This window comes from Arthrobacter sp. MAHUQ-56, assembly GCF_019710585.1.
GTDB lineage: Bacteria > Actinomycetota > Actinomycetes > Actinomycetales > Micrococcaceae > Arthrobacter.
In genome coordinates this window covers 1,029,063-1,046,484 of record NZ_JAIFZQ010000020.1, presented here as the reverse complement: position 1 = coordinate 1,046,484, position 17,422 = coordinate 1,029,063, and the positions used below count along the sequence as shown (strand labels likewise).

At 68.8% G+C, this 17,422-nt stretch carries 15 protein-coding genes; 8 read left to right on the top strand and 7 right to left on the bottom strand.

Features of this window, described 5'->3' with window-relative positions; genetic code table 11:
* Positions 1–27: 27 nt before the first annotated feature.
* The 3 genes from K4G53_RS17235 to K4G53_RS17225 all read left to right on the top strand — a co-directional run bounded on the left by K4G53_RS17235 (position 28) and on the right by K4G53_RS17225 (position 5,038).
* Positions 28–3,261 carry an efflux RND transporter permease subunit gene (locus K4G53_RS17235; protein WP_221386831.1) on the top strand — a complete coding sequence of 1,078 codons (3,234 nt, stop codon included), beginning with the start codon at positions 28–30 and terminating at the stop codon, positions 3,259–3,261.
* Positions 3,262–3,455: 194 nt separating this feature from the next.
* The gene (locus K4G53_RS17230; RefSeq protein ID WP_221386830.1) at positions 3,456–4,565 is read left to right on the top strand and encodes an LLM class flavin-dependent oxidoreductase; all 1,110 of its coding nucleotides are present in this window, start codon (positions 3,456–3,458) and stop codon (positions 4,563–4,565) included.
* On the top strand, positions 4,565–5,038 hold the full coding sequence (locus tag K4G53_RS17225; protein WP_221386829.1) for a MarR family winged helix-turn-helix transcriptional regulator: 474 nt from the start codon (positions 4,565–4,567) through the stop codon (positions 5,036–5,038). The genes K4G53_RS17230 and K4G53_RS17225 overlap by 1 nt, the downstream gene beginning before the upstream one ends.
* Here K4G53_RS17225 and K4G53_RS17220 read toward each other — a convergent pair whose 3' ends face one another.
* Together K4G53_RS17220 and K4G53_RS17215 are read right to left on the bottom strand one after the other, a co-directional pair.
* A complete protein-coding gene (locus K4G53_RS17220) occupies positions 5,039–5,845 on the bottom strand; it encodes a transglutaminase family protein (protein ID WP_221386828.1) in 807 nt (268 codons plus the stop codon).
* A gap of 71 nt (positions 5,846–5,916) precedes the next feature.
* Positions 5,917–6,738, bottom strand: a complete 822-nt coding sequence (locus tag K4G53_RS17215) for a hypothetical protein (RefSeq protein ID WP_221386827.1) — start codon at positions 6,736–6,738, stop codon at positions 5,917–5,919.
* Between the two features lie 147 nt (positions 6,739–6,885).
* Here K4G53_RS17215 and K4G53_RS17210 point away from each other — a divergent pair, with 147 nt between their 5' ends.
* The 3 genes from K4G53_RS17210 to K4G53_RS17200 are packed head-to-tail and all read left to right on the top strand — an operon-like array spanning position 6,886 to position 8,888.
* A complete protein-coding gene (locus K4G53_RS17210; protein ID WP_221386826.1) occupies positions 6,886–7,548 on the top strand; it encodes a DUF1684 domain-containing protein in 663 nt (220 codons plus the stop codon).
* A gap of 3 nt (positions 7,549–7,551) precedes the next feature.
* Positions 7,552–8,403, top strand: a complete 852-nt coding sequence (locus K4G53_RS17205) for a fumarylacetoacetate hydrolase family protein (RefSeq protein WP_221386825.1) — start codon at positions 7,552–7,554, stop codon at positions 8,401–8,403.
* The gene (locus K4G53_RS17200; protein WP_308287910.1) at positions 8,400–8,888 is read left to right on the top strand and encodes a GtrA family protein; all 489 of its coding nucleotides are present in this window, start codon (positions 8,400–8,402) and stop codon (positions 8,886–8,888) included. The genes K4G53_RS17205 and K4G53_RS17200 overlap by 4 nt, the downstream gene beginning before the upstream one ends.
* Positions 8,889–8,918: 30 nt before the next feature.
* Here K4G53_RS17200 and K4G53_RS17195 read toward each other — a convergent pair whose 3' ends face one another.
* From K4G53_RS17195 to K4G53_RS17175, 5 genes are read right to left on the bottom strand one after another with little or no spacing between them, the layout of a single operon-like run.
* Positions 8,919–10,076: a cysteine desulfurase family protein gene (locus K4G53_RS17195; protein ID WP_221386824.1), complete on the bottom strand. Its 1,158-nt coding sequence runs from the start codon at positions 10,074–10,076 to the stop codon at positions 8,919–8,921.
* A gap of 3 nt (positions 10,077–10,079) precedes the next feature.
* Positions 10,080–10,997, bottom strand: coding sequence for a carboxylating nicotinate-nucleotide diphosphorylase (gene nadC, locus K4G53_RS17190; protein ID WP_221386823.1), 918 nt, complete (start codon positions 10,995–10,997; stop codon positions 10,080–10,082).
* Positions 10,990–12,810, bottom strand: a complete 1,821-nt coding sequence (locus K4G53_RS17185; RefSeq protein ID WP_374226180.1) for an L-aspartate oxidase — start codon at positions 12,808–12,810, stop codon at positions 10,990–10,992. The genes nadC and K4G53_RS17185 overlap by 8 nt, the downstream gene beginning before the upstream one ends.
* Positions 12,807–14,111 carry a quinolinate synthase NadA gene (nadA, locus tag K4G53_RS17180; protein WP_221386822.1) on the bottom strand — a complete coding sequence of 435 codons (1,305 nt, stop codon included), beginning with the start codon at positions 14,109–14,111 and terminating at the stop codon, positions 12,807–12,809. Before nadA ends, K4G53_RS17185 begins: the two co-directional genes overlap by 4 nt.
* Positions 14,108–14,818, bottom strand: coding sequence for an NUDIX domain-containing protein (locus tag K4G53_RS17175; protein ID WP_221386973.1), 711 nt, complete (start codon positions 14,816–14,818; stop codon positions 14,108–14,110). Before K4G53_RS17175 ends, nadA begins: the two co-directional genes overlap by 4 nt.
* 243 nt (positions 14,819–15,061) lie before the next feature.
* Here K4G53_RS17175 and K4G53_RS17170 point away from each other — a divergent pair, with 243 nt between their 5' ends.
* Both K4G53_RS17170 and K4G53_RS17165 read left to right on the top strand, forming a co-directional pair.
* Complete coding sequence (locus tag K4G53_RS17170; protein WP_221386821.1) at positions 15,062–16,459, top strand: amino acid permease; 1,398 nt, start codon at positions 15,062–15,064, stop codon at positions 16,457–16,459.
* A gap of 102 nt (positions 16,460–16,561) precedes the next feature.
* A complete protein-coding gene (locus K4G53_RS17165) occupies positions 16,562–17,389 on the top strand; it encodes an alpha/beta fold hydrolase (protein ID WP_221386820.1) in 828 nt (275 codons plus the stop codon).
* Positions 17,390–17,422: the final 33 nt, after the last annotated feature.

Here is a 17,422-nt window from a genome sequence, read left to right as displayed (position 1 = left end):
GTCACTTAACCCCTCAGGAGACCAACAATGTTCCGGCTGGCACACCTGTCACTGGGAAACCGGGCCCTGATCGCGCTGATCACCGTTTTCGCTTCGGTCTTTGGCGTGATCACCATGTCCTCGTTGAAGCAGGAGCTCATCCCCTCGATCGAGTTCCCGCAGATCACGGTGCTGACCGCCATGCCGGGCGCCTCGCCCGAGGTGGTGGACAAGCAGGTCAGCGGGCCGCTGGAAAAGGCACTGAACGGCGTGGAGGGGCTGGAATCCACCTCCTCCACGTCGCGCAACGGCGTCTCGCAGATCACGATGGTCTTCACCTACGGCTCCAACCTGGACCGGGCGAGGAACCAGATCGACAGGGCAATTTCCAACGCCAAGAGGACACTTCCCAGTGACGTCCAGCCACAGGCGATCGCCGGGAGCATCAGCGACTTCCCCATCGTGTTCCTCGCGGTATCCTCCGACAAGCCGCTCAGCGACCTCAACGCCGACCTGCAGCGCCTGAGCGTTCCCCGGCTGCAGAAGATCGACGGCGTCCGGAGCGCCGACGTGACGGGCGGCGCCTCCCAGCACATCGAAATCCTCCCCCGCCCAGATGCCATGGCAGCATCGGGCGCCGGCGTGACCGCCATCAGGGACGCCCTCTCCAACAACGGCGCCCTGGTTCCCGCCGGCACACTGGAGGACCAGGGCAGGACGCTGTCCCTGCAGATCGGCAGCCCGGTCGATTCCCTCGACGCCATCAAGGCACTTCCGCTGGCCGGCGCGAAAAACGGCGCGACCATCGGCTCGGTTGCCGACGTTTCGCTCAAGGACGACGAACGCACCTCGATCACCCGCACCAACGGCGCCGAGACCCTGGCCGTCTCTGTCACCAAGAAGCCCGAAGGTGACACAGTGGGAATCTCCCACGCCGTGCGCGACAGCCTTAACGAGCTGGAGGCCGAACTGGGCTCCAACGCCAAGTTCACCCCGGTGTTCGACCAGGCGCCGTTCATCGAGAAGTCCATCAAGGACCTCACCACCGAAGGCCTGCTGGGGCTGGGCTTCGCCGTTGCCGTCATCCTGCTCTTCCTGATGTCCACCCGCTCCACCCTGGTCACGGCGGTGTCCATCCCGCTGTCACTGCTGATCACGTTCATCGGCCTGTCCGCCACCCGCTACTCGCTGAACATCCTGACGCTGGGGGCGCTCACCATCGCCATCGGCCGCGTGGTGGACGACTCCATCGTGGTCATCGAGAACATCAAGCGGCACCTCAGCTACGGCGAGGAGAAGTCCGCCGCCATCCTGACTGCCATCCGTGAGGTGGCCGGAGCCATCACAGCCTCGACCCTGACCACCGTGGCCGTCTTCCTGCCGATCGCGTTCGTGGGCGAACTCGCCGGCGAACTGTTCCGGCCCTTCGCCCTGACCGTCACCATGGCGCTGCTGGCATCACTGCTGGTCTCCCTGACCATCGTCCCCGTGCTGGCCTACTGGTTCCTCAAGAACCCCGGCGCCGTCCCCGGCGGCCTGCCCGCAGGTTCGCTTGAGGCCCGCCGCATCGCCGCGGAGGCGAAGGCAAAGGCCCACGACGCCGAGCAGCGCAGCCGGCTGCAGCGCGGCTACCTGCCCATCCTCCGGGGCACGCAGAAACACCCCGTCATCACCTTGCTGGCCGCCGTCCTGGTGCTGGGGGCCACCGGCGCCATGACGCCCCTGCTGGCCACGAACCTGCTGGGGAACTCTGGCCAGAACAGCATGACCGTGCGCCAGGTGCTGCCCGCGGGCACCAGCCTGGCGGACACCAGTGCTGCCGCCATCCGCCTCGAGGAAGTCCTTCGCGGCATCGACGGCATCAAGGACGTGCAGGTGACCTCCGGAAATGCCCAGGCCGGCTTCGCCGCGCTCACCTCCACCGGGTCTTCCAACTCCACCTTCACGGTGGTGACCGATGAGAAGGCGAACCAGGAACGCCTGCAGGAGACCGTACGCTCGGAGCTTGCCAAGGTGCCTGACTCCGGCAAAATTTCCGTGGGCACCCAGCAGGGCGGCTTCGGCACCTCGTCCACCGTCGACATCACCCTGAAAGCCGCCACCAGCGCCGACCTGCAGGCAGCCAGCGACGCCATGGTCTCAGCCATGACCGGTGCACCGGGAACCAGCGAGGTAGCCAGCAACCTCGCTGCCAGCAACCCCGTGGTCCAGGTCAAGGTCGACAGGGCCAAGGCGGTGGCCGCCGGGCTGAACGAGCAACAGGTGGCGGGCGTCCTGGCCTCCACCATCAGCCCCATCCCCGCCGGCACGGTGCGGATCGACACCAACGACTTCCCGGTCCGGATCGGCCAGGGCACGAAGTTCACCAGCATCGACGCCGTGCGGAACATCCCGCTGCCGGCGGCTGGGGCGCCTGTGACGCTCGGCAGCATCGCCTCCGTCGAGCAGGTGGACGTCCCCGTCTCCATCACCGCCAGCAACGGCCAGCGCACCGCCAAGGTGTCCGTTACGCCGTCGGGCGCCAACCTGGGTGCGGTCAACAGCGAAGTCCAGAAGCGCCTGGCCGGCGTCCAGCTGCCGCCGGGCGTCACCGCCGAACTGGGCGGCGCCACCACCCAGCAGGCAGAATCCTTCCGGCAGCTCGGCCTGGCCCTGCTGGCGGCCATTGCGATCGTGTACGTCATCATGGTGGCCACCTTCAAGTCCCTGGTCCAGCCCTTGATCCTGCTGGTCTCGGTTCCTTTCGCAGCCACCGGTGCCGTGGGACTGCTGCTGCTCACCGGCGTCCCGCTGGGCCTTCCGTCGCTCATCGGCATGCTGATGTTGGTGGGGATCGTTGTCACCAACGCCATCGTGCTGATCGACCTCATCAACCAGTACCGGCAACCGCACGACGGCCGTCCCGGCATGAATGTTGCGGATGCCATCACCCACGGTGCGCGGCAGCGCCTGCGGCCCATCCTGATGACCGCCCTTGCCACGGTGTTCGCCCTGACCCCGATGGCGCTGGGCCTCACGGGCGGGGGCGGCTTCATTTCCCAGCCTCTCGCAGTGGTGGTGATCGGCGGCCTGGTGTCCTCCACCGCCCTGACCCTCATCCTGGTTCCGGTGCTGTACCGGCTGGTGGAGGGCCGGCGCGAAAGGAAGGCGCTGCTCCGGGACATGCACGCCCGCCCGGAGTTCGGCCCGGCCGCCGACGTCGACGCCGAGTTCCAGGACTGGACCACCGGCCAGGTTCCCAAGGTCAGCGGCCGCCGTGCCGCCCCCGGCGGAGCCGAATAACCTGCATCTTCCCGTCATGCCCGTGCCGCTCCAGCGGTGCGGGCATGGCTGCTTTAACGCCCGTCCCGCCGCCGGCCAGGGCGGGGAATAATCCCGGCGCCGCCACGTTACAGTAGGCGATAGATGCAAATGCATCTAAATTGGTCTAGACTGGAACCAAGCCCAGCAAGTCCAGGAACGGAAAGAGGCACATCATGCAGATCGGTGTTTTCAGCGTCAGCGACATCACCGCGGACCCCACCACGGGCCGCACCCCCACCGAGCACGAACGCATCAAGGCCTCGGTGGCCATCGCCAAAAAGGTCGAGGAAATCGGCATGGATGTCTACGCCCTGGGCGAGCACCACAACCGCCCTTTCTTCTCGTCCTCCCCCACCACCACCCTCGCCTACATCGCCGCCCAGACCGAGCGCATCATCCTGTCCACGGCCACCACGCTGATCACCACGAACGACCCCGTCAAAATCGCGGAGGACTTCGCCATGCTCCAGCACCTGGCGGACGGGCGCGTGGACCTGGTCCTCGGGCGCGGCAACACCGCGCCCGTGTACCCGTGGTTCGGCAAGAACATCCAGGACGGCGTGGAACTGGCCATCGAGAACTACAGCCTGCTGCGCAAGCTCTGGGACGAGGACACCGTGAACTGGTCCGGCAAGTTCCGCACCCCCCTGCAGAACTTCACCTCCACACCGCGCCCGCTCGACGGCGTGGCTCCCTTCGTGTGGCACGGCTCCATCCGCACCCCGCAGATCGCGGAGGTGGCCGCGTACTTCGGCGACGGTTTCTTCGCCAACAACATCTTCTGGCCCAAAGAGCACTACCAGCAGCTGATCGGCCTCTACCGTGAGCGCTACGAGCACTACGGCCACGGCAAGGCGGACCAGGCGATCGTTGGACTCGGCGGCCAGTTCTTCATGCGGAAGAACTCGCAGGACGCCGTGAAGGAGTTCCGCCCCTACTTCGACAATGCCCCCGTCTATGGCCACGGCCCGTCACTGGAGGACTTCACCTCCCAGACCCCGCTGACCGTGGGCAGCCCGCAGGAAGTCATTGAGAAGACCCTGACCTTCCGTGAGCACTTCGGCGATTACCAGCGCCAGCTGTTCCTGATCGACCACGCCGGCCTGCCCCTGAAGACCGTGCTGGAGCAGCTGGACCTGTTCGGCGAGGAAGTCCTGCCGGTCCTCCGCAAGGAGTACGCGGCCCTCAAGCCGGCGCACGTTCCGGAGCCGCCCACGCACGCCGGCCGGGTTGCCGCGCTGCTGGCAACGCAGGAAGCCGATACCGCGGCTTCGGAGGCGTGATGGCTGCCGCGGGCTCCGAATCGCCCGTCCGGCTTGCTGCCGAGATGTGGGAGTCGCTCTTCCGGGCGCAGGTGGCGGTGATGCGCAAGCTGCAGTCCGGGCCGGCCTTCCGGAAGCTGGCCGTCAACGAATACGACGTCCTGTTCACGCTTTCGCGCTGCCCGTCCGGCTGGCTGCGGCTCAACGAGCTCAACGACAACGTCCTGCTGAGCCAATCCAGCCTGAGCAGGCTGGTGGAACGGCTGGAGAAGCGCGGACTCATCGCCCGCATGCCCGCGCCGGAGGACGGCCGCGGCGTACTGCTCAAACTGACGGAGGAAGGACGGGAGCTCCAGAAGGAGATCGGCCGGGAGCACGTCAGGGACATCTCAGCCCTGGTGGCTCCAGCGCTGACCCCGGCCGAGCAGAAGGAACTGGTCCGGCTGACGGAAAAGCTGCGGAACTCGCTGGGTTCCCTGCCCCGGAAGGCCTAGCTAGCCCAGCGCCACCAGCTGCGTGGGGTCCTCCACGGGAAGGGAGCCGTCCACCACTGCTGTCACCCGCAGCTGGTTGAGGGTGAGGCTGCCTCCCACGGTGGAGAGGAAGGCGGTGTCGGACGAGTCCCGGCCGGCGGTGATGCGCAGCATCGACTCCCGCGGGGCAAGCCCCGTGGGGTCGATGACGTGCCAGGCCCCCTCCACGTAGGCTTCCGCCACGGCATGGAAATCCATCGGACTTAGGCCCGGTGCATATACGGCAGCGAGGCGGGCAGGAATGTCCTTCGAACGCAGCAACGCGATGGCCAGGTGGGCGAAGTCCCTGCAGACGCCGCGCCTGCTCAGCAGGGTTTCCACCGCGCCGTCGGTACCCCGGGAGGAACCGCTGAGGTACCGCAGTTCCCCATTGACCCAGTTGCGCACGGCGTGCAGCAGGCCGGCGCCCTGCACCCCCTCGAATTCCGCGTAGGCGGTGGGCAGCAGCCGGTCCGATTCGGCGTAGCGGCTCGGGCGGACGTAGCGGATCCGGTCCGCCAGGCTGGCCTCTTCGGGCTCACCGCGTCCGGCCACGGTGGCGGAATACTCCACGGTGACCTCGGCCGGCTCGGTGAACTCCATGTAGTGGAAGCGGCCACCGTGGTGGTCCGCGATTTCGGTCAGCGGCACCTCGTTGCCGCCGGCTGTGACGGACAGGGTCTCGTCGAAGGATGAATACCCGCTGTTCCTCGCTGCGGCGATGGCCATGGCCACTTTGGTGTTGGGGGCGGTCCTGAAGACCAGGCGTGCGGAAACAGAGCGTTCCATGTCTCTCCGGGGATGTCGGGGGCGGACGGAAAGTCGCGTGCCCCGGCACCTCGTGGGGGCGGGCAGCGGGACTAGTTTTTGACCTTCAGCGACATTAGCATCCGCTGCACGTTGGCGAAGTCGGAGCTTTCGTTCACGTACTGGGCGGCCTGGCCCAGCGTGTCGAACGCCTGCGCGGGAGCTACTTTCTCGTCCGGAGCGAAGGCCTTCAGCGAAACCACGTCGCCGAAGGAGTAGTCCCCCTTGCCAGCCGCACCGCGCACCACGTTGCGCAGCTCGCACGCCTGCCCGTCCGCGCCGCCCACAACGTTGGTGATGCCGTAGGAACCGAAGAACCGGTAGCCCTGGATCACCCGGTAGACCATCCGCGGCGGGATGGTCCCCTCCCCGCCGGCGGCCGGGAGTTCCATGGGCACACTGCTGATCACGGTGTAGGGGCGCCGTGCGGCTTCGGGGCAGTCAGCAGACGACGGCGGCAGTCCCGTCCGCAGGGCTGCCACGAACGTTCCGTCGGACTTCTTCACTTCCACCTTCAGCGCACCGGCAAGCGCACCGTCCTCCGGGGCCACCGACTGCGCGATCCAGTCCTGCGGCAGTTCGAAGCTGACGGTCTTGCCGGGGTCCGAGAAGGTCTTCCAGGACGGTGCAGTGGGAACAGCCTGCGGCCCTGTGGGTGACGCCTGGCCGGACGGGGACGCAGCGGTGGATGCCGCCGGCCCGGATGTTCCGGGGGCCGGCGCGGCCGTGGACGGGGATTCGGAGCCGGTACCGGCCCCCGTTTGCGCCGTCCAGCCGGGGTCCTTCGGCTGCGGGCCCGCACACCCCGCCAGGAGCAGGCCTGCGAGCAGCATGGACGCGCCGGAAACAACCCTCGATGCTGCCTTGCCTCTCATGCAAGCCAGCCTAGTGGCGCGGGCGGCCATCACATGGCCACCACGCTGGCATGTCACGCCCGGCCGGCACGTGGCCCTGCCGCCCCCGCGGCCCGGCGTGTCGCCGTCGTACGCTTCCTGCCGCGGCCGGGCACTAGGCTGGAGGCTATGGCGGAAGAGCAGCACGGCGCAGCCGAAGAAAACCCAGCGGACATCTCCGCCCTGGATATCGCCGACTGGCGGCTGCGCACCTTCGCGATGTACGACAATGTCCGCAAGATCGCCGCCGACGACCCGGCGGAGGCGCACTCGTACTGGCGGCACCAGCGGGACCTGATGTTCGCCACGCACCCGGCGTCCCCGCTGACGCGGGCAGGACGGGCAAACTTCGCCGGACTGAAGACCGCCTACTACGATCCGATCTACCGCTTCCACGTGCCCCTCACCAAGGAGGGCGCCGGCCGGGAAATGAGCGTGGACACGGGAACCGACGGCGTGGTCAACTTTGTCCGGCTGGGCACCTTCGACCTGCCCGAGATGGGCCAGCTGGCGGTATGGAAGATCCATGGGTATGGCGGCGGAATCTTCGTTCCGTTCCGCGACGCCACCGCCGGCCAGCCCGGCGGCAGCTACGGTGCGGGGCGCTACCTGCTGGACACCATCAAGGGCGCCTTCCACGGCGTCAACGGGACTGGGCCCGACGCCCGGTTCGTCCTTGACTTCAACTTTGCCTACAACCCTTCCTGCGCCTACAACGAGGCATGGGCATGCCCACTCGCCGGCCCCGCCAACCGGCTGGCCGTCGACATCCCCGTGGGCGAGCTGTACTGACCCATGGCTTCTTCTCCCCGGCGCCTTGCCCGCGTCCGCCCGCTGTCCGCTGCGTGGCCCGGCGAGCAGTTCTTCGTCACCAGCGGCGGCGGGACCACCTGGACCGTCGCCGAGTCCCCCTTCCCGGATTCCCGGGCCAATGCTTCCAGCCCCTGGCGCGACGGCTGGCGGCCCGGAGCTGCGGTGCCGCAGGATGCCTTTGTCTTCCTCGCCCCAAGCGCTCCGGCCAACGTCCTGGGTATGGCCCACAACACCGGCCAGGCGGGCCGGAACCTTCCGCCGCAGGCTTTCCACAAGGCAACCACCAGCGTGATTGGCCCCGGCGAGGAGATCCGGCTGGCACCCGGAATGACGCAGGTGGAGCCCGAGGCCGAACTTGCCGTGGTGATCGGCAGGACGGCCAGGGCACTGACGCCGGCCACGGCCCGGGATGCAGTGTTCGGCTTCACCATCGCGAACGACGTCACCTGCCGGGACCTGCAAAAGACCGACGAACTGTGGTTCGCGGCCAAGAGCCAGGACACGTTCACGCCGGTGGGGCCGTGGATCGCCGTGGGGCTGGATGACTCGGACCTGGAGATCGGCGTGGCGGTGAACGGCACGGCGCTGGCGACGGCCAGCACTGCAGACCTGGGCTGGACGGTGGATGAGATCCTGGTCTACCTGACCTCCGTGCTGACCCTGCATCCCGGCGACCTGGTGCTGACCGGATTCCCCGCCGTCACCGCGCCCCTGTCCCCCGGCGACTCAGTGGCGTGCCGCGTCCAGGGGATCGGTGAGCTGGCCAATCCGGTCGTCGCGTCGGCATGGCCCGGGGTGCCCGGCAGGATCGGGCCCGGCGGGATGCAGGCGTGAGGGAGGGCGCACCTGCCCCGGTTGCGCTGGAGGCGTCCACGCGGCGCCAACCCGCCACCAGGCACTACCGGGGCATCCTGCGCTTCCCGGTGGTCCGGCAACTGATCCGGTTTTCCGGCGTCGGCGTTGTCTGTACCGCGGCATCCCTGGCCCTGTACGCGCTGCTGCGGCCGTGGCTGGGAGCCCAGCTGGCCAACGCGGTGGCGCTGGTGGTGACGTCGCTGCTGAACACCGCGTTGAACCGCAGGCTGACGTTCAAGATCACCGGGCAGCAGCGGCGCACCCGCGACCACCTCCACGGGCTGGTGGTGATTGCCGTGGCGCTGGTGATCACCGGCAGCAGCCTGGGCGTACTGCACTGGTTCAACCCCAATGCCACGGTGGGGGACGAACTGACGGCAACGACGCTGTCCGGGTTCCTGGCCACGGCCGTGCGCTTCAGCCTGCTGCGGCACTGGATTTTCCGGCGGGCACGCCACCGCTAGCCCGCGTGGGAGTGCACGGGCTGCAAAGGCTCAGCGCGTTCCCAGCGCTTTCACGCCGGCGACGGCGGTCCGGACGGCCGCGGCGGCTGCCTCCAGGTCGTCCCGGGTCACCGAGGCGTCAAAGCTGAAGCGTACTGCCGTTTGGGCGACCACGGCGGGGATCCCCAAGGCGGTGAGCACGGGCGAGGGCGCATCCGAGCCAGCTGCGCACGCCGAGCCGCTGGAGCACACGATGCCCTGCCGCTCCAGTTCCAGGAGGACCGCTTCGCCGCTGGTTCCCGGGAAGCAGAACGAGGCGATGGACGGCAGCCGTTCCGTGGGGTGCCCGGTAAGGACGGCGTCGGGGACTCCGGAGAGCACGGCGTCGATGAACCCGTCCCGCAGGGCGGCCACCCTCCCCTGCTGCTCCGCCTGGCGGCCCTGCGCCAGCGTCAGTGCGGTGGCCATGCCCACTGCTCCGGCCACGTTTTCGGTGCCCGACCGGCGGCCGCGCTCCTGCCCGCCGCCATGGACCAGCGGTTCCAGCCGCGTGCGGCTGCGGACGAACAGCAGTCCGCAGCCCTTGGGAGCACCGAGCTTGTGGCCCGAAATGCTCATGGCGTCCACCCCCAGCGCCCGCACATCCAGTGGCAGCCAGCCGGCCGCCTGCACGGCATCGGTGTGGAACGGGATGCCGTGCGCGTGTGCGAGTTCCGCCAGTGCGGCGATGGGCTGCACGGTGCCCACCTCATTGTTGGCGTACATCACGCTCACCAGTGCCGTTTCCGGCCGCAGCACCGCGGCCAGCGCCTGCGGCGTGACCCGCCCGGTGCTGTCCACCGGCACCACGTCCACCGCGAACCCGTGGAAGCGTTCGAGGTAGCGTGCGGATTCCTCCACCGCGGGGTGTTCGACGGCGCTGATCACCACCCGGTCCAGCTCCGGCCTGGCTGCCTGCCGCGCCAGGGCGATGCCCTTGACGGCGAGGTTGTCCGCTTCCGTCCCGCCGGAGGTGAACACCACTTCCCCCGGCCGGCAGCCGAGGACCGCGGCCACCGATGCGCGGGCGCCTGCGAGCGCGGCTGCCGCCGACCCGCCCAGCGCGTGGTGGCTGGACGGGTTTCCGAATTCGCCCGTGAGGTAGGGCCACATGGCGTCCAGGACCTCGCGGCGGACAGGGGTGGTGGCGGAGGCATCCAGGAAGATCACGGGTCAGCCGGCCGTCAGCTCGACGTCCAGGCCGAGATCCAGGGCGGCCACCGTGTGCGTGAGGGCACCGACGGAGATCACGTCCACGCCGGTGGCCGCTATGGCCCGGACGGTGCCCAGGTTCACGTTCCCGCTGGCCTCCACCCGTGCGCGTCCTGCCACCAGGGCGACGCCGCCCTGCAGTTCCTCCAGCGTGAAGTTGTCCAGCATGATGGTGTCCACGCCGGCGGCGAGGACGGGTTCGATCTGGTCCATGCTGTCCACTTCCACTTCAAAGTGCGTGGTGTGGCCCAGCTGCGCCTTGGCGGCCCGCAGGAGTTCCGTCAGCCTGGCGGGGTCGCCGCCGGTCATCACGGCGAGGTGGTTGTCCTTGGCCAGTACGGCATCGGAGAGGCTGTACCGGTGGTTCATGCCCCCGCCGCAGCGGACGGCGAAGCGTTCAAGGACCCGCAGGCCGGGGGTGGTCTTGCGGGTGTCGGTAATGCGGGCGGCGGTGCCTTCGGTGAGCCGGACGAACTCGGCGGTTTTCGTGGCAATGGCGGACATCCGCTGGACCAGGTTGAGCGCCACCCGTTCTGCCAGGAGCACCGAGCGCGCGGTCCCGCTGACCCGTGCAAGGTGGGTGCCGGCGTCGAACGTTTCTCCATCCGCCACCAGCAGCTCGACCTTCGTGGCGGGGTCCACCAGCTGCATGGCATCACGGAACACGGTGGCCCCGCTGAGGACGCCAGGCACCCGGGCGTTCAGGACTGCGGTGGCCCGCGCCGCGGCCGGGATCAGCAGCTGGGAGGTGATGTCGCCGGAGGGCGCGTCCTCGGCGAAGGCGCGTTCCAGGATCTCCCGTACAGGAGCCACCGGCAGGGTGAGGTCCAGTGCCGGCCGGACGGGCGCAGCCTGGTCGAGTACGGCGGGTTCAGTCATGGAGGAGGCTCGCTTTCGGGCGCAGGGAGTACGTGTTGTCGGGTTCGGCAGCGGCAGGTTCGTCGTTCCGGTAGTGGGCGCCAAGGGATTCGGTCCTGCCCAGGGCTGCCTGGACGAGCAGTTGCGCAGCCAGCAGCAGATTCCGGTCCTCGTGCACCAAAGGGTCGCCGGAGTCCGCAACAGCCAGAGGTTGCACGACGCCGGCCCACCGCTCAAGCGTCCGGCCAGCCTCGCGCAACAGCTGCCCGGAGCGCAGCACCCCGGCATGCGACGTCATGAGGCGACGAAGGGCATCCCGCGAAAAGGGCTCCCCGGCCCCTTCTCCCCCTCCGAAGTTGGACAGCCCACCCCCGCCGCACGCACCTGACCGACCCGCCGTTTGCCCTTCCCCAGTGGCACCCAAACGGGAGCGAACCTCGGCGCCTGAGGGTGCTCCGGAAGCGAGCGTCAAGGGGAGGCCGCCCGCGGCCGAGACAGCGAGCGGAGGAGCGCCGTCAGGCGCCACCCAAGTACCGCCGTCGAGGTCACCGGAGAGGAAGGATTCAACAGCGCGGCGGCCGAAGACGAGTCCCTCAAGGAGGGAGTTGCTGGCCAGCCGGTTAGCCCCTTGGACCCCTGTGCACGCAACCTCGCCGGCAGCGTAGAGGCCGGGGACGCTGGTGCGGCCGGAGTGGTCGGTGGCGATCCCGCCCATCCAGTAGTGGGCGGCGGGTGCGACCGGGACCAGTTCGCGGGTCCAGTCGATGCCGGCGTCGAGGGTCTTGCCTGTGAGCGTGGGGAACCGCTGACGGAGGAAGCCGCTGCCCTTGGCCTGTTCGAGGGCGCGGGCGTCCAGGTAGACATGGCCGGTGGGGTCGCCGAGCTTGGCCAGGTGCAGGGCGATGCTGCGCGAGACGACGTCGCGGGGCGCGAGTTCGGCGTCGGGGTGGTAGGCCTTCATGAAGCGGCGTCCGCCGGCATCCACCAGGACGGCTCCTTCGCCGCGGACGGCTTCGGAGATGAGCAGCGGTCCGCCCGTGCGGGCCTGCCCGGCGGTGTCAACCAGGCAGGTGGGGTGGAACTGGAAGAACTCCAGGTCTGCCACGGCGGCTCCCGCACGGACGGCGAGTGCCAGGCCGTCGGCGGTGGCCACCGCCGGGTTGGTGGTCTGGGCGAACAGTTGGCCGGCTCCCCCTGTGGCCAGCAGGACGGCGTCCGCGTCGAGGCCGGCGGGCCGGCCGGCGTGGAGATAATCCACCCCGGTGACGGTTCCCGCGCTGGTGCGCAGGGCGGTGGCGTGCGCCTCGGAGATGATCGTGAGTTCCCCGGCATCCCGGCGGGCCAGTACCGCCTGGATCAGGGCGGCGGCGACCCGGGCGCCGGTGGCGTCCCCTCCCGCGTGCAGGATCCTTGGTGCACTGTGCGCCGCTTCGAGGCCCAGGGCCGGGCCGCCGTCGTACTTCGTGCCTCCCTGCACGGCGGCACCATGCCCGGCGTCAAAGCTGACCCCGTAATGCTGCAGAGCCGCGATGTCGCCGGCGGCGTCGGCGCACATGAGCTGGACGGCAGCTGCGTCGCAGTGCCCGGCCCCGGCCCGGAGGGTGTCGGCGATGTGCGCGGCAACGGTATCGCCGGGCGCGGGAGCGCCAAGCACTGCGGAGATGCCGCCCTGGGCGTACCAGGTGTTGCTCTGCTCCAGCGCACCTTTGGTCAGCAGCACCACCTCGGCGCCTGCGTCCGCTGCCTGCAGTGCCGCGTACAGGCCCGCGATGCCGCTTCCGACGACGGCAAGCCGGCGCGGCGGCAAGGCGGCACGGGGCTGCGGGGTCACTATGGCCTCGCTGCCAGCATGCGCTCGAGCGCAGTCCTGGCGTTCGCCTGCACGTCGTCGTCGACGGTGATGCGGTTGACGACGCGGCCCGCCACCAGTTCCTCGAGCACCCAGGCCAGGTAGCCGGGGTGGATGCGGTACATCGTGGAGCAGGGGCAGATCACCGGGTCCAGGCAGAAGATGGTGTGCTGCGGGTACTCGGCGGCGAGCCGGTTCACCATGTTGATTTCGGTGCCGATGGCGAACGTGGTGGGCTCGGTGGCCGCCGCGATGGCCTTCTTGATGAAGTCCGTGGAGCCTGCGGAATCGGCGGCGTCCACCACCTCCATGGGGCATTCCGGGTGCACGATCACCTGCACGCCCGGGAAGTCGGCGCGGGCCTTCTCGATCTGCGCCACGCTGAAGCGCTTGTGCACGGAGCAGAAGCCGTGCCAGAGGATCACGCGGGAGTCCAGCAGGGCCTGTTCCCCATTGCCGCCGAGGTCCTTGCGCGGGTTCCACATGGGCATCTGCTCCAGCGGCACCCCCAATGCTTTCGCGGTGTTCCGGCCCAGGTGCTGGTCGGGGAAGAACAGGACGCGCTGTGCCCGCTGGAAGGCCCACTCCAGGACAGTCCTGGCATTCGAGGACGTGCAGACGATGCCGCCGTGTTCACCGCAGAACGCCTTCAGCGCTGCGGAGGAGTTCATGTAGGTAACGGGGATGACCGGGACGCGCCCCCCGGCGTCCGGTTCCGTTCCGAAGATCTCCTCCAGCTGTTCCCAGCACTCCGCCACGGAGTCGGCATCAGCCATGTCAGCCATGGAGCAGCCGGCGGCGAGGTTGGGCAGGATGACGGCCTGCTCCGGAGTGGAGAGGATATCGGCCGTTTCCGCCATGAAATGGACGCCGCAGAACACAATGGCTTCCGCATCCGGCCTGGTGAGCGCCGCGTTGGCCAGCTGGAAGGAATCGCCCACGAAGTCGGCGTGCTGGATCACTTCGTCCCGCTGGTAGAAGTGGCCCAGGATCACTGCGCGGTCGCCCAGCGTGGCCTTGGCCGCGCGGATGCGCTCCGCGAGTTCGTCGTCGCCGGCAAGCTTGTACTCCTCCGGAAGCTGCCCCTGGCGGGGGGTTGCCGCGGGTGCGACGTCGGTGCTGGACGCTCCCGGGCCGTAGGCCGGGATGCCGGCGAGCGCTTCGGCCAGGTCGTAGTCCCACGGCCCCTTGGCGAGGGCAGGGCTGCAGGTGCTGCGGGTGGCGGCAGCGCCCTGTTCGGCCTGTTCGCGCGTGATCAGCTGGATCGCTGTGTTGACGCTGCTCATGGTGTGCTCCTGTTGTCGGGGTCGAGGCCGGGGCGGCCGGTGTAGCGGTAGAGGCGTGGCGGGCGGTGTTTGCCGCCCTGGAGGAATTCGCCGGTTTCTTCGATTTCGGGCGTCGCTTTGAGTTGCCGGCGGAAGTTGGCAGGGTCCAGTTCGCGGTCCAGGACGGCTTCGTAGACTTCCCGGACCTGGGCCAGGGTGAAGTACTCCCCCAGCAGGTGGTAGGCCACCGAACCGTAGGCCAGCTTGTTGCGCAGCCGCCACAGCGCGTAGTCGACGATGGCGTTGTGGTCGAAGGCCAGGCCCCCCAGGCGGTCGGCGCGGAACCAGCGCACATTTTCTGATTCGTCGGCCAGGGCGGCCTCCGTGGGCTGGACCAGTGCCCAGTACACGATCGACACCACCCGCTGGGTCGGGGACCTGTGCAGGCCGCCGAACGCGTACAGCTGCTCGAGGTAGCTGGGGGCGAGGCCAGTGGTCTCCCGCAGGTTGCGGGCGGCGGCGTCCTGCAGGGACTCGCTGTGGCTCAGCGGGCCGCCCGGCAGTGCCCAGAGGCCTTTGAAGGGTTCCCGGATCCGCCGCACCAAGGGAAGCCAGAGGGTGGGCCGGCCTGAGCTTTCACTGGGCCGGAGGGCAAAGATCACCGTGGAAATCGCGAGCGACGGCGGCGCAGCCTGCCGCTCGGAGACATTCGCCGAGCTGTAGTACAACCCCTTCACCGCCCTCCATCGTCCTTGACCGCCGGTCCGGCCGGATCCTTACTTATAGTCACTTTGACCAAAACTAATAATACGTCCGGTAAGGCAGGAAGAGGAAATATTTCCCGGGCTTTAAGCTGCGCGCCTGCCGCAGTCGCGGACCAACGGTCAGCGGGGCGCCAGCCGAGGCGGTAAATTCAAGAGGTCCCACAAGGAACGCCCCGCCGAACCACGCCCCAAGAAGGTTTACCGCCCATGACGATGAAGTCCGCCCCCACCACCGCTCCAGGACCGCACCGCAGCGGCCCCGCCGCCCACAGCATGAAGCCGCGCCAGCTCACGATGATGGGGCTCGGCAGCGCCATCGGAGCCGGCTTGTTCCTGGGATCCGGCGCCGGCGTGCAGGCGGCGGGACCGGCAGTCCTGGTCTCCTACCTGGTGGCCGGGACGCTGATCATCCTGGTGATGTGGGCGCTGGGCGAGATGGCGGCCGCGAACCCGAACAGCGGTGCTTTTTCGGTCTACGCCGGTCGCGCGCTGGGCCGTACGGCCGGCGCCACCATCGGCTGGCTCTGGTGGCTGCAGCTGGTGGTGGTGATCGCCGCCGAGGCGCTGGGCGCCGCGGGCCTCCTGTTCTCCGTCTGGCCGGTGGTTCCGGTCTGGGCGCTGGCGCTGCTGTTCATGGTGGTGTTCACGGCCATCAACCTCACCGGCGTCCGCAACTTCGGCGAGTTCGAGTTCTGGTTCGCCATCCTCAAGGTCGCTGTCATCGTCCTGTTCCTTGCCATAGGTGCCGCCCTGCTCCTCGGCCTGCTCCCCGCCGTCGCGTCGCCCGGCCTGGCAAACCTCAGCGCCGACTTCGCGCCCCAGGGCCTCGGCGGGGTTGCCGCGGCCCTGTTCGTGGTGATCTTCGCGTTCGGGGGGACGGAGATTGTCTCGGTTGCGGCCGCCGAAACCGAGGATCCCGAACGCAGCGTGGGCAAAGCTATCCGGACCGTCGTGTGGCGCATCCTGGTGTTCTACATCGGCTCCGTCTTCGTCATCGCCGCCGTCCTTCCCGCAACGTCCAAGAGCCTTGCCTCGCCCTTCGCGGGGGTCCTCGACGCCGCCCGGATCCCCGGCGCCTCCGCTGCCATCACCCTGGTGGCCGTCGTCGCCCTCCTCTCGGCACTGAACGCCAACCTCTACGGGGCCTCCCGCATGGCGTACTCCCTGGCACAGCGGGGTGAGGCGCCGCGCGCCCTGACCCGGCTCAACGGTGCGGGCGTCCCCCTCCTTGCGGTGGGCGTATCGGTGGCCTTCGGCTTTATCGCCACGGTGCTGGAGCTGTTGTTCCCCGAGCGCATCCTGCCCGCACTGTTCCAGCTGGTGGGCTCGACGTGCCTGGTGGTTTGGGGCAGCGCGCTGGTGTCGCAGCTGATCCTGCGGCGGCGCGCCGACCGGGACGGCACACAGCTTCCCCTGCGGATGAAGGGTTTTCCCGGGCTGACGTACCTGGGTCTTGCACTGCTGGGCCTGATCTTCGCCGTCGGCTTCAGTGCCGAGGGCAGCCGCGTGCAGCTCGTGAGCACCTTTGGACTGGTGGCCGGGATCGCACTGGCCTGCGCTGCCGGTGCCCGCGTGGCCGCCGGACGCCGCGCCTCCGGCGGGTAGAGTGGTGCCCACCTGCGGGGCAGCTGTTGGCGGGCCCCGGCATGAGAGACGCACCGAAGCGCCGGGTCAGCCCAGGCGCAGGACCTGATGAGGACTGAGAGCATGAGCGGCAGGCACACCGGACAGCAGCACCCGCACACCGTGGAAGGCACGGACCCGCAAATGTATGTCGCGGTCCACGAGCCCGCCAACGACGCCGGGCTGCGGCCCGTACTGTTGCTGCACGGGTTCTCCTCATCGTCCAAGCTCAACTGGGAGGACACCGGCTGGGTAACGGCGCTGCTCGACGCCGGCCGGCGTGTCGTCACCGTGGACCTTCCGGGCCACGGCCGCAGCGGCGCACCCGAGGACATGGACTCGTACTCCCCCAGCAGGATCCGGGCGGACCTGCTCCAGGTTGCGTTCGACGCCGGCGCGCGCCCCCTGCACGAGGGCGATCCTTCCAGCGGACTGGACGTGGTGGGCTATTCCCTGGGTTCCAGGCTCGCATGGGAGTTCGCCGCAACCCAGCCCGAGCTGGTCCACCGGCTGGTGCTGGGCGGGCCCAACACCTCGGATCCGCTGGCCGAGTTCGACCTCATCGCCGCACAGGACTACCTTGCGGACGGCACGCCCATCAAGGACGAATCCACGGCCCAGCTGCTCAAGATGGCCCTTCTGCTGCCGAGCAACAACATCTTTGCGCTGCTCTCCCTGGTGGAGGCCATCAAGGCCGAACCCTACGACCCCGCCGAAGCAATCCCGCACGTTCCGGTGCTCCTCGTGGCCGGGGACAAGGACGAACGGCTGGCCAGCCTGCCCAAGCTTGCGGAACTGGCCCGGAGCGCCGGCTCCATGGCCGAACAGCTCGTCTTGCCGGGCCGCAACCACACCAATGCCATCACCAGCCGGGCATTCAAACAGGCCGCCATCTCCTTCCTGGCCGTTTGACTGGCACCCGGTGTTTGACCGGCACAGGGTGTT

Excerpts from the sequence above, each read along its gene's own strand:
- K4G53_RS17235 (WP_221386831.1), top strand. The coding sequence starts at position 28 with ATGTTCCGGCTGGCACACCTGTCACTGGGAAACCGGGCCCTGATCGCG.
- K4G53_RS17230 (WP_221386830.1), top strand. The coding sequence starts at position 3,456 with ATGCAGATCGGTGTTTTCAGCGTCAGCGACATCACCGCGGACCCCACC.
- K4G53_RS17225 (WP_221386829.1), top strand. The coding sequence starts at position 4,565 with ATGGCTGCCGCGGGCTCCGAATCGCCCGTCCGGCTTGCTGCCGAGATG.
- K4G53_RS17220 (WP_221386828.1), bottom strand. The coding sequence starts at position 5,845 with ATGGAACGCTCTGTTTCCGCACGCCTGGTCTTCAGGACCGCCCCCAAC.
- K4G53_RS17215 (WP_221386827.1), bottom strand. The coding sequence starts at position 6,738 with ATGAGAGGCAAGGCAGCATCGAGGGTTGTTTCCGGCGCGTCCATGCTG.
- K4G53_RS17210 (WP_221386826.1), top strand. The coding sequence starts at position 6,886 with ATGGCGGAAGAGCAGCACGGCGCAGCCGAAGAAAACCCAGCGGACATC.
- K4G53_RS17205 (WP_221386825.1), top strand. The coding sequence starts at position 7,552 with ATGGCTTCTTCTCCCCGGCGCCTTGCCCGCGTCCGCCCGCTGTCCGCT.
- nadC (WP_221386823.1), bottom strand. The coding sequence starts at position 10,997 with ATGACTGAACCCGCCGTACTCGACCAGGCTGCGCCCGTCCGGCCGGCA.
- nadA (WP_221386822.1), bottom strand. The coding sequence starts at position 14,111 with ATGAGCAGCGTCAACACAGCGATCCAGCTGATCACGCGCGAACAGGCC.
- K4G53_RS17170 (WP_221386821.1), top strand. The coding sequence starts at position 15,062 with ATGACGATGAAGTCCGCCCCCACCACCGCTCCAGGACCGCACCGCAGC.
- K4G53_RS17165 (WP_221386820.1), top strand. The coding sequence starts at position 16,562 with ATGAGCGGCAGGCACACCGGACAGCAGCACCCGCACACCGTGGAAGGC.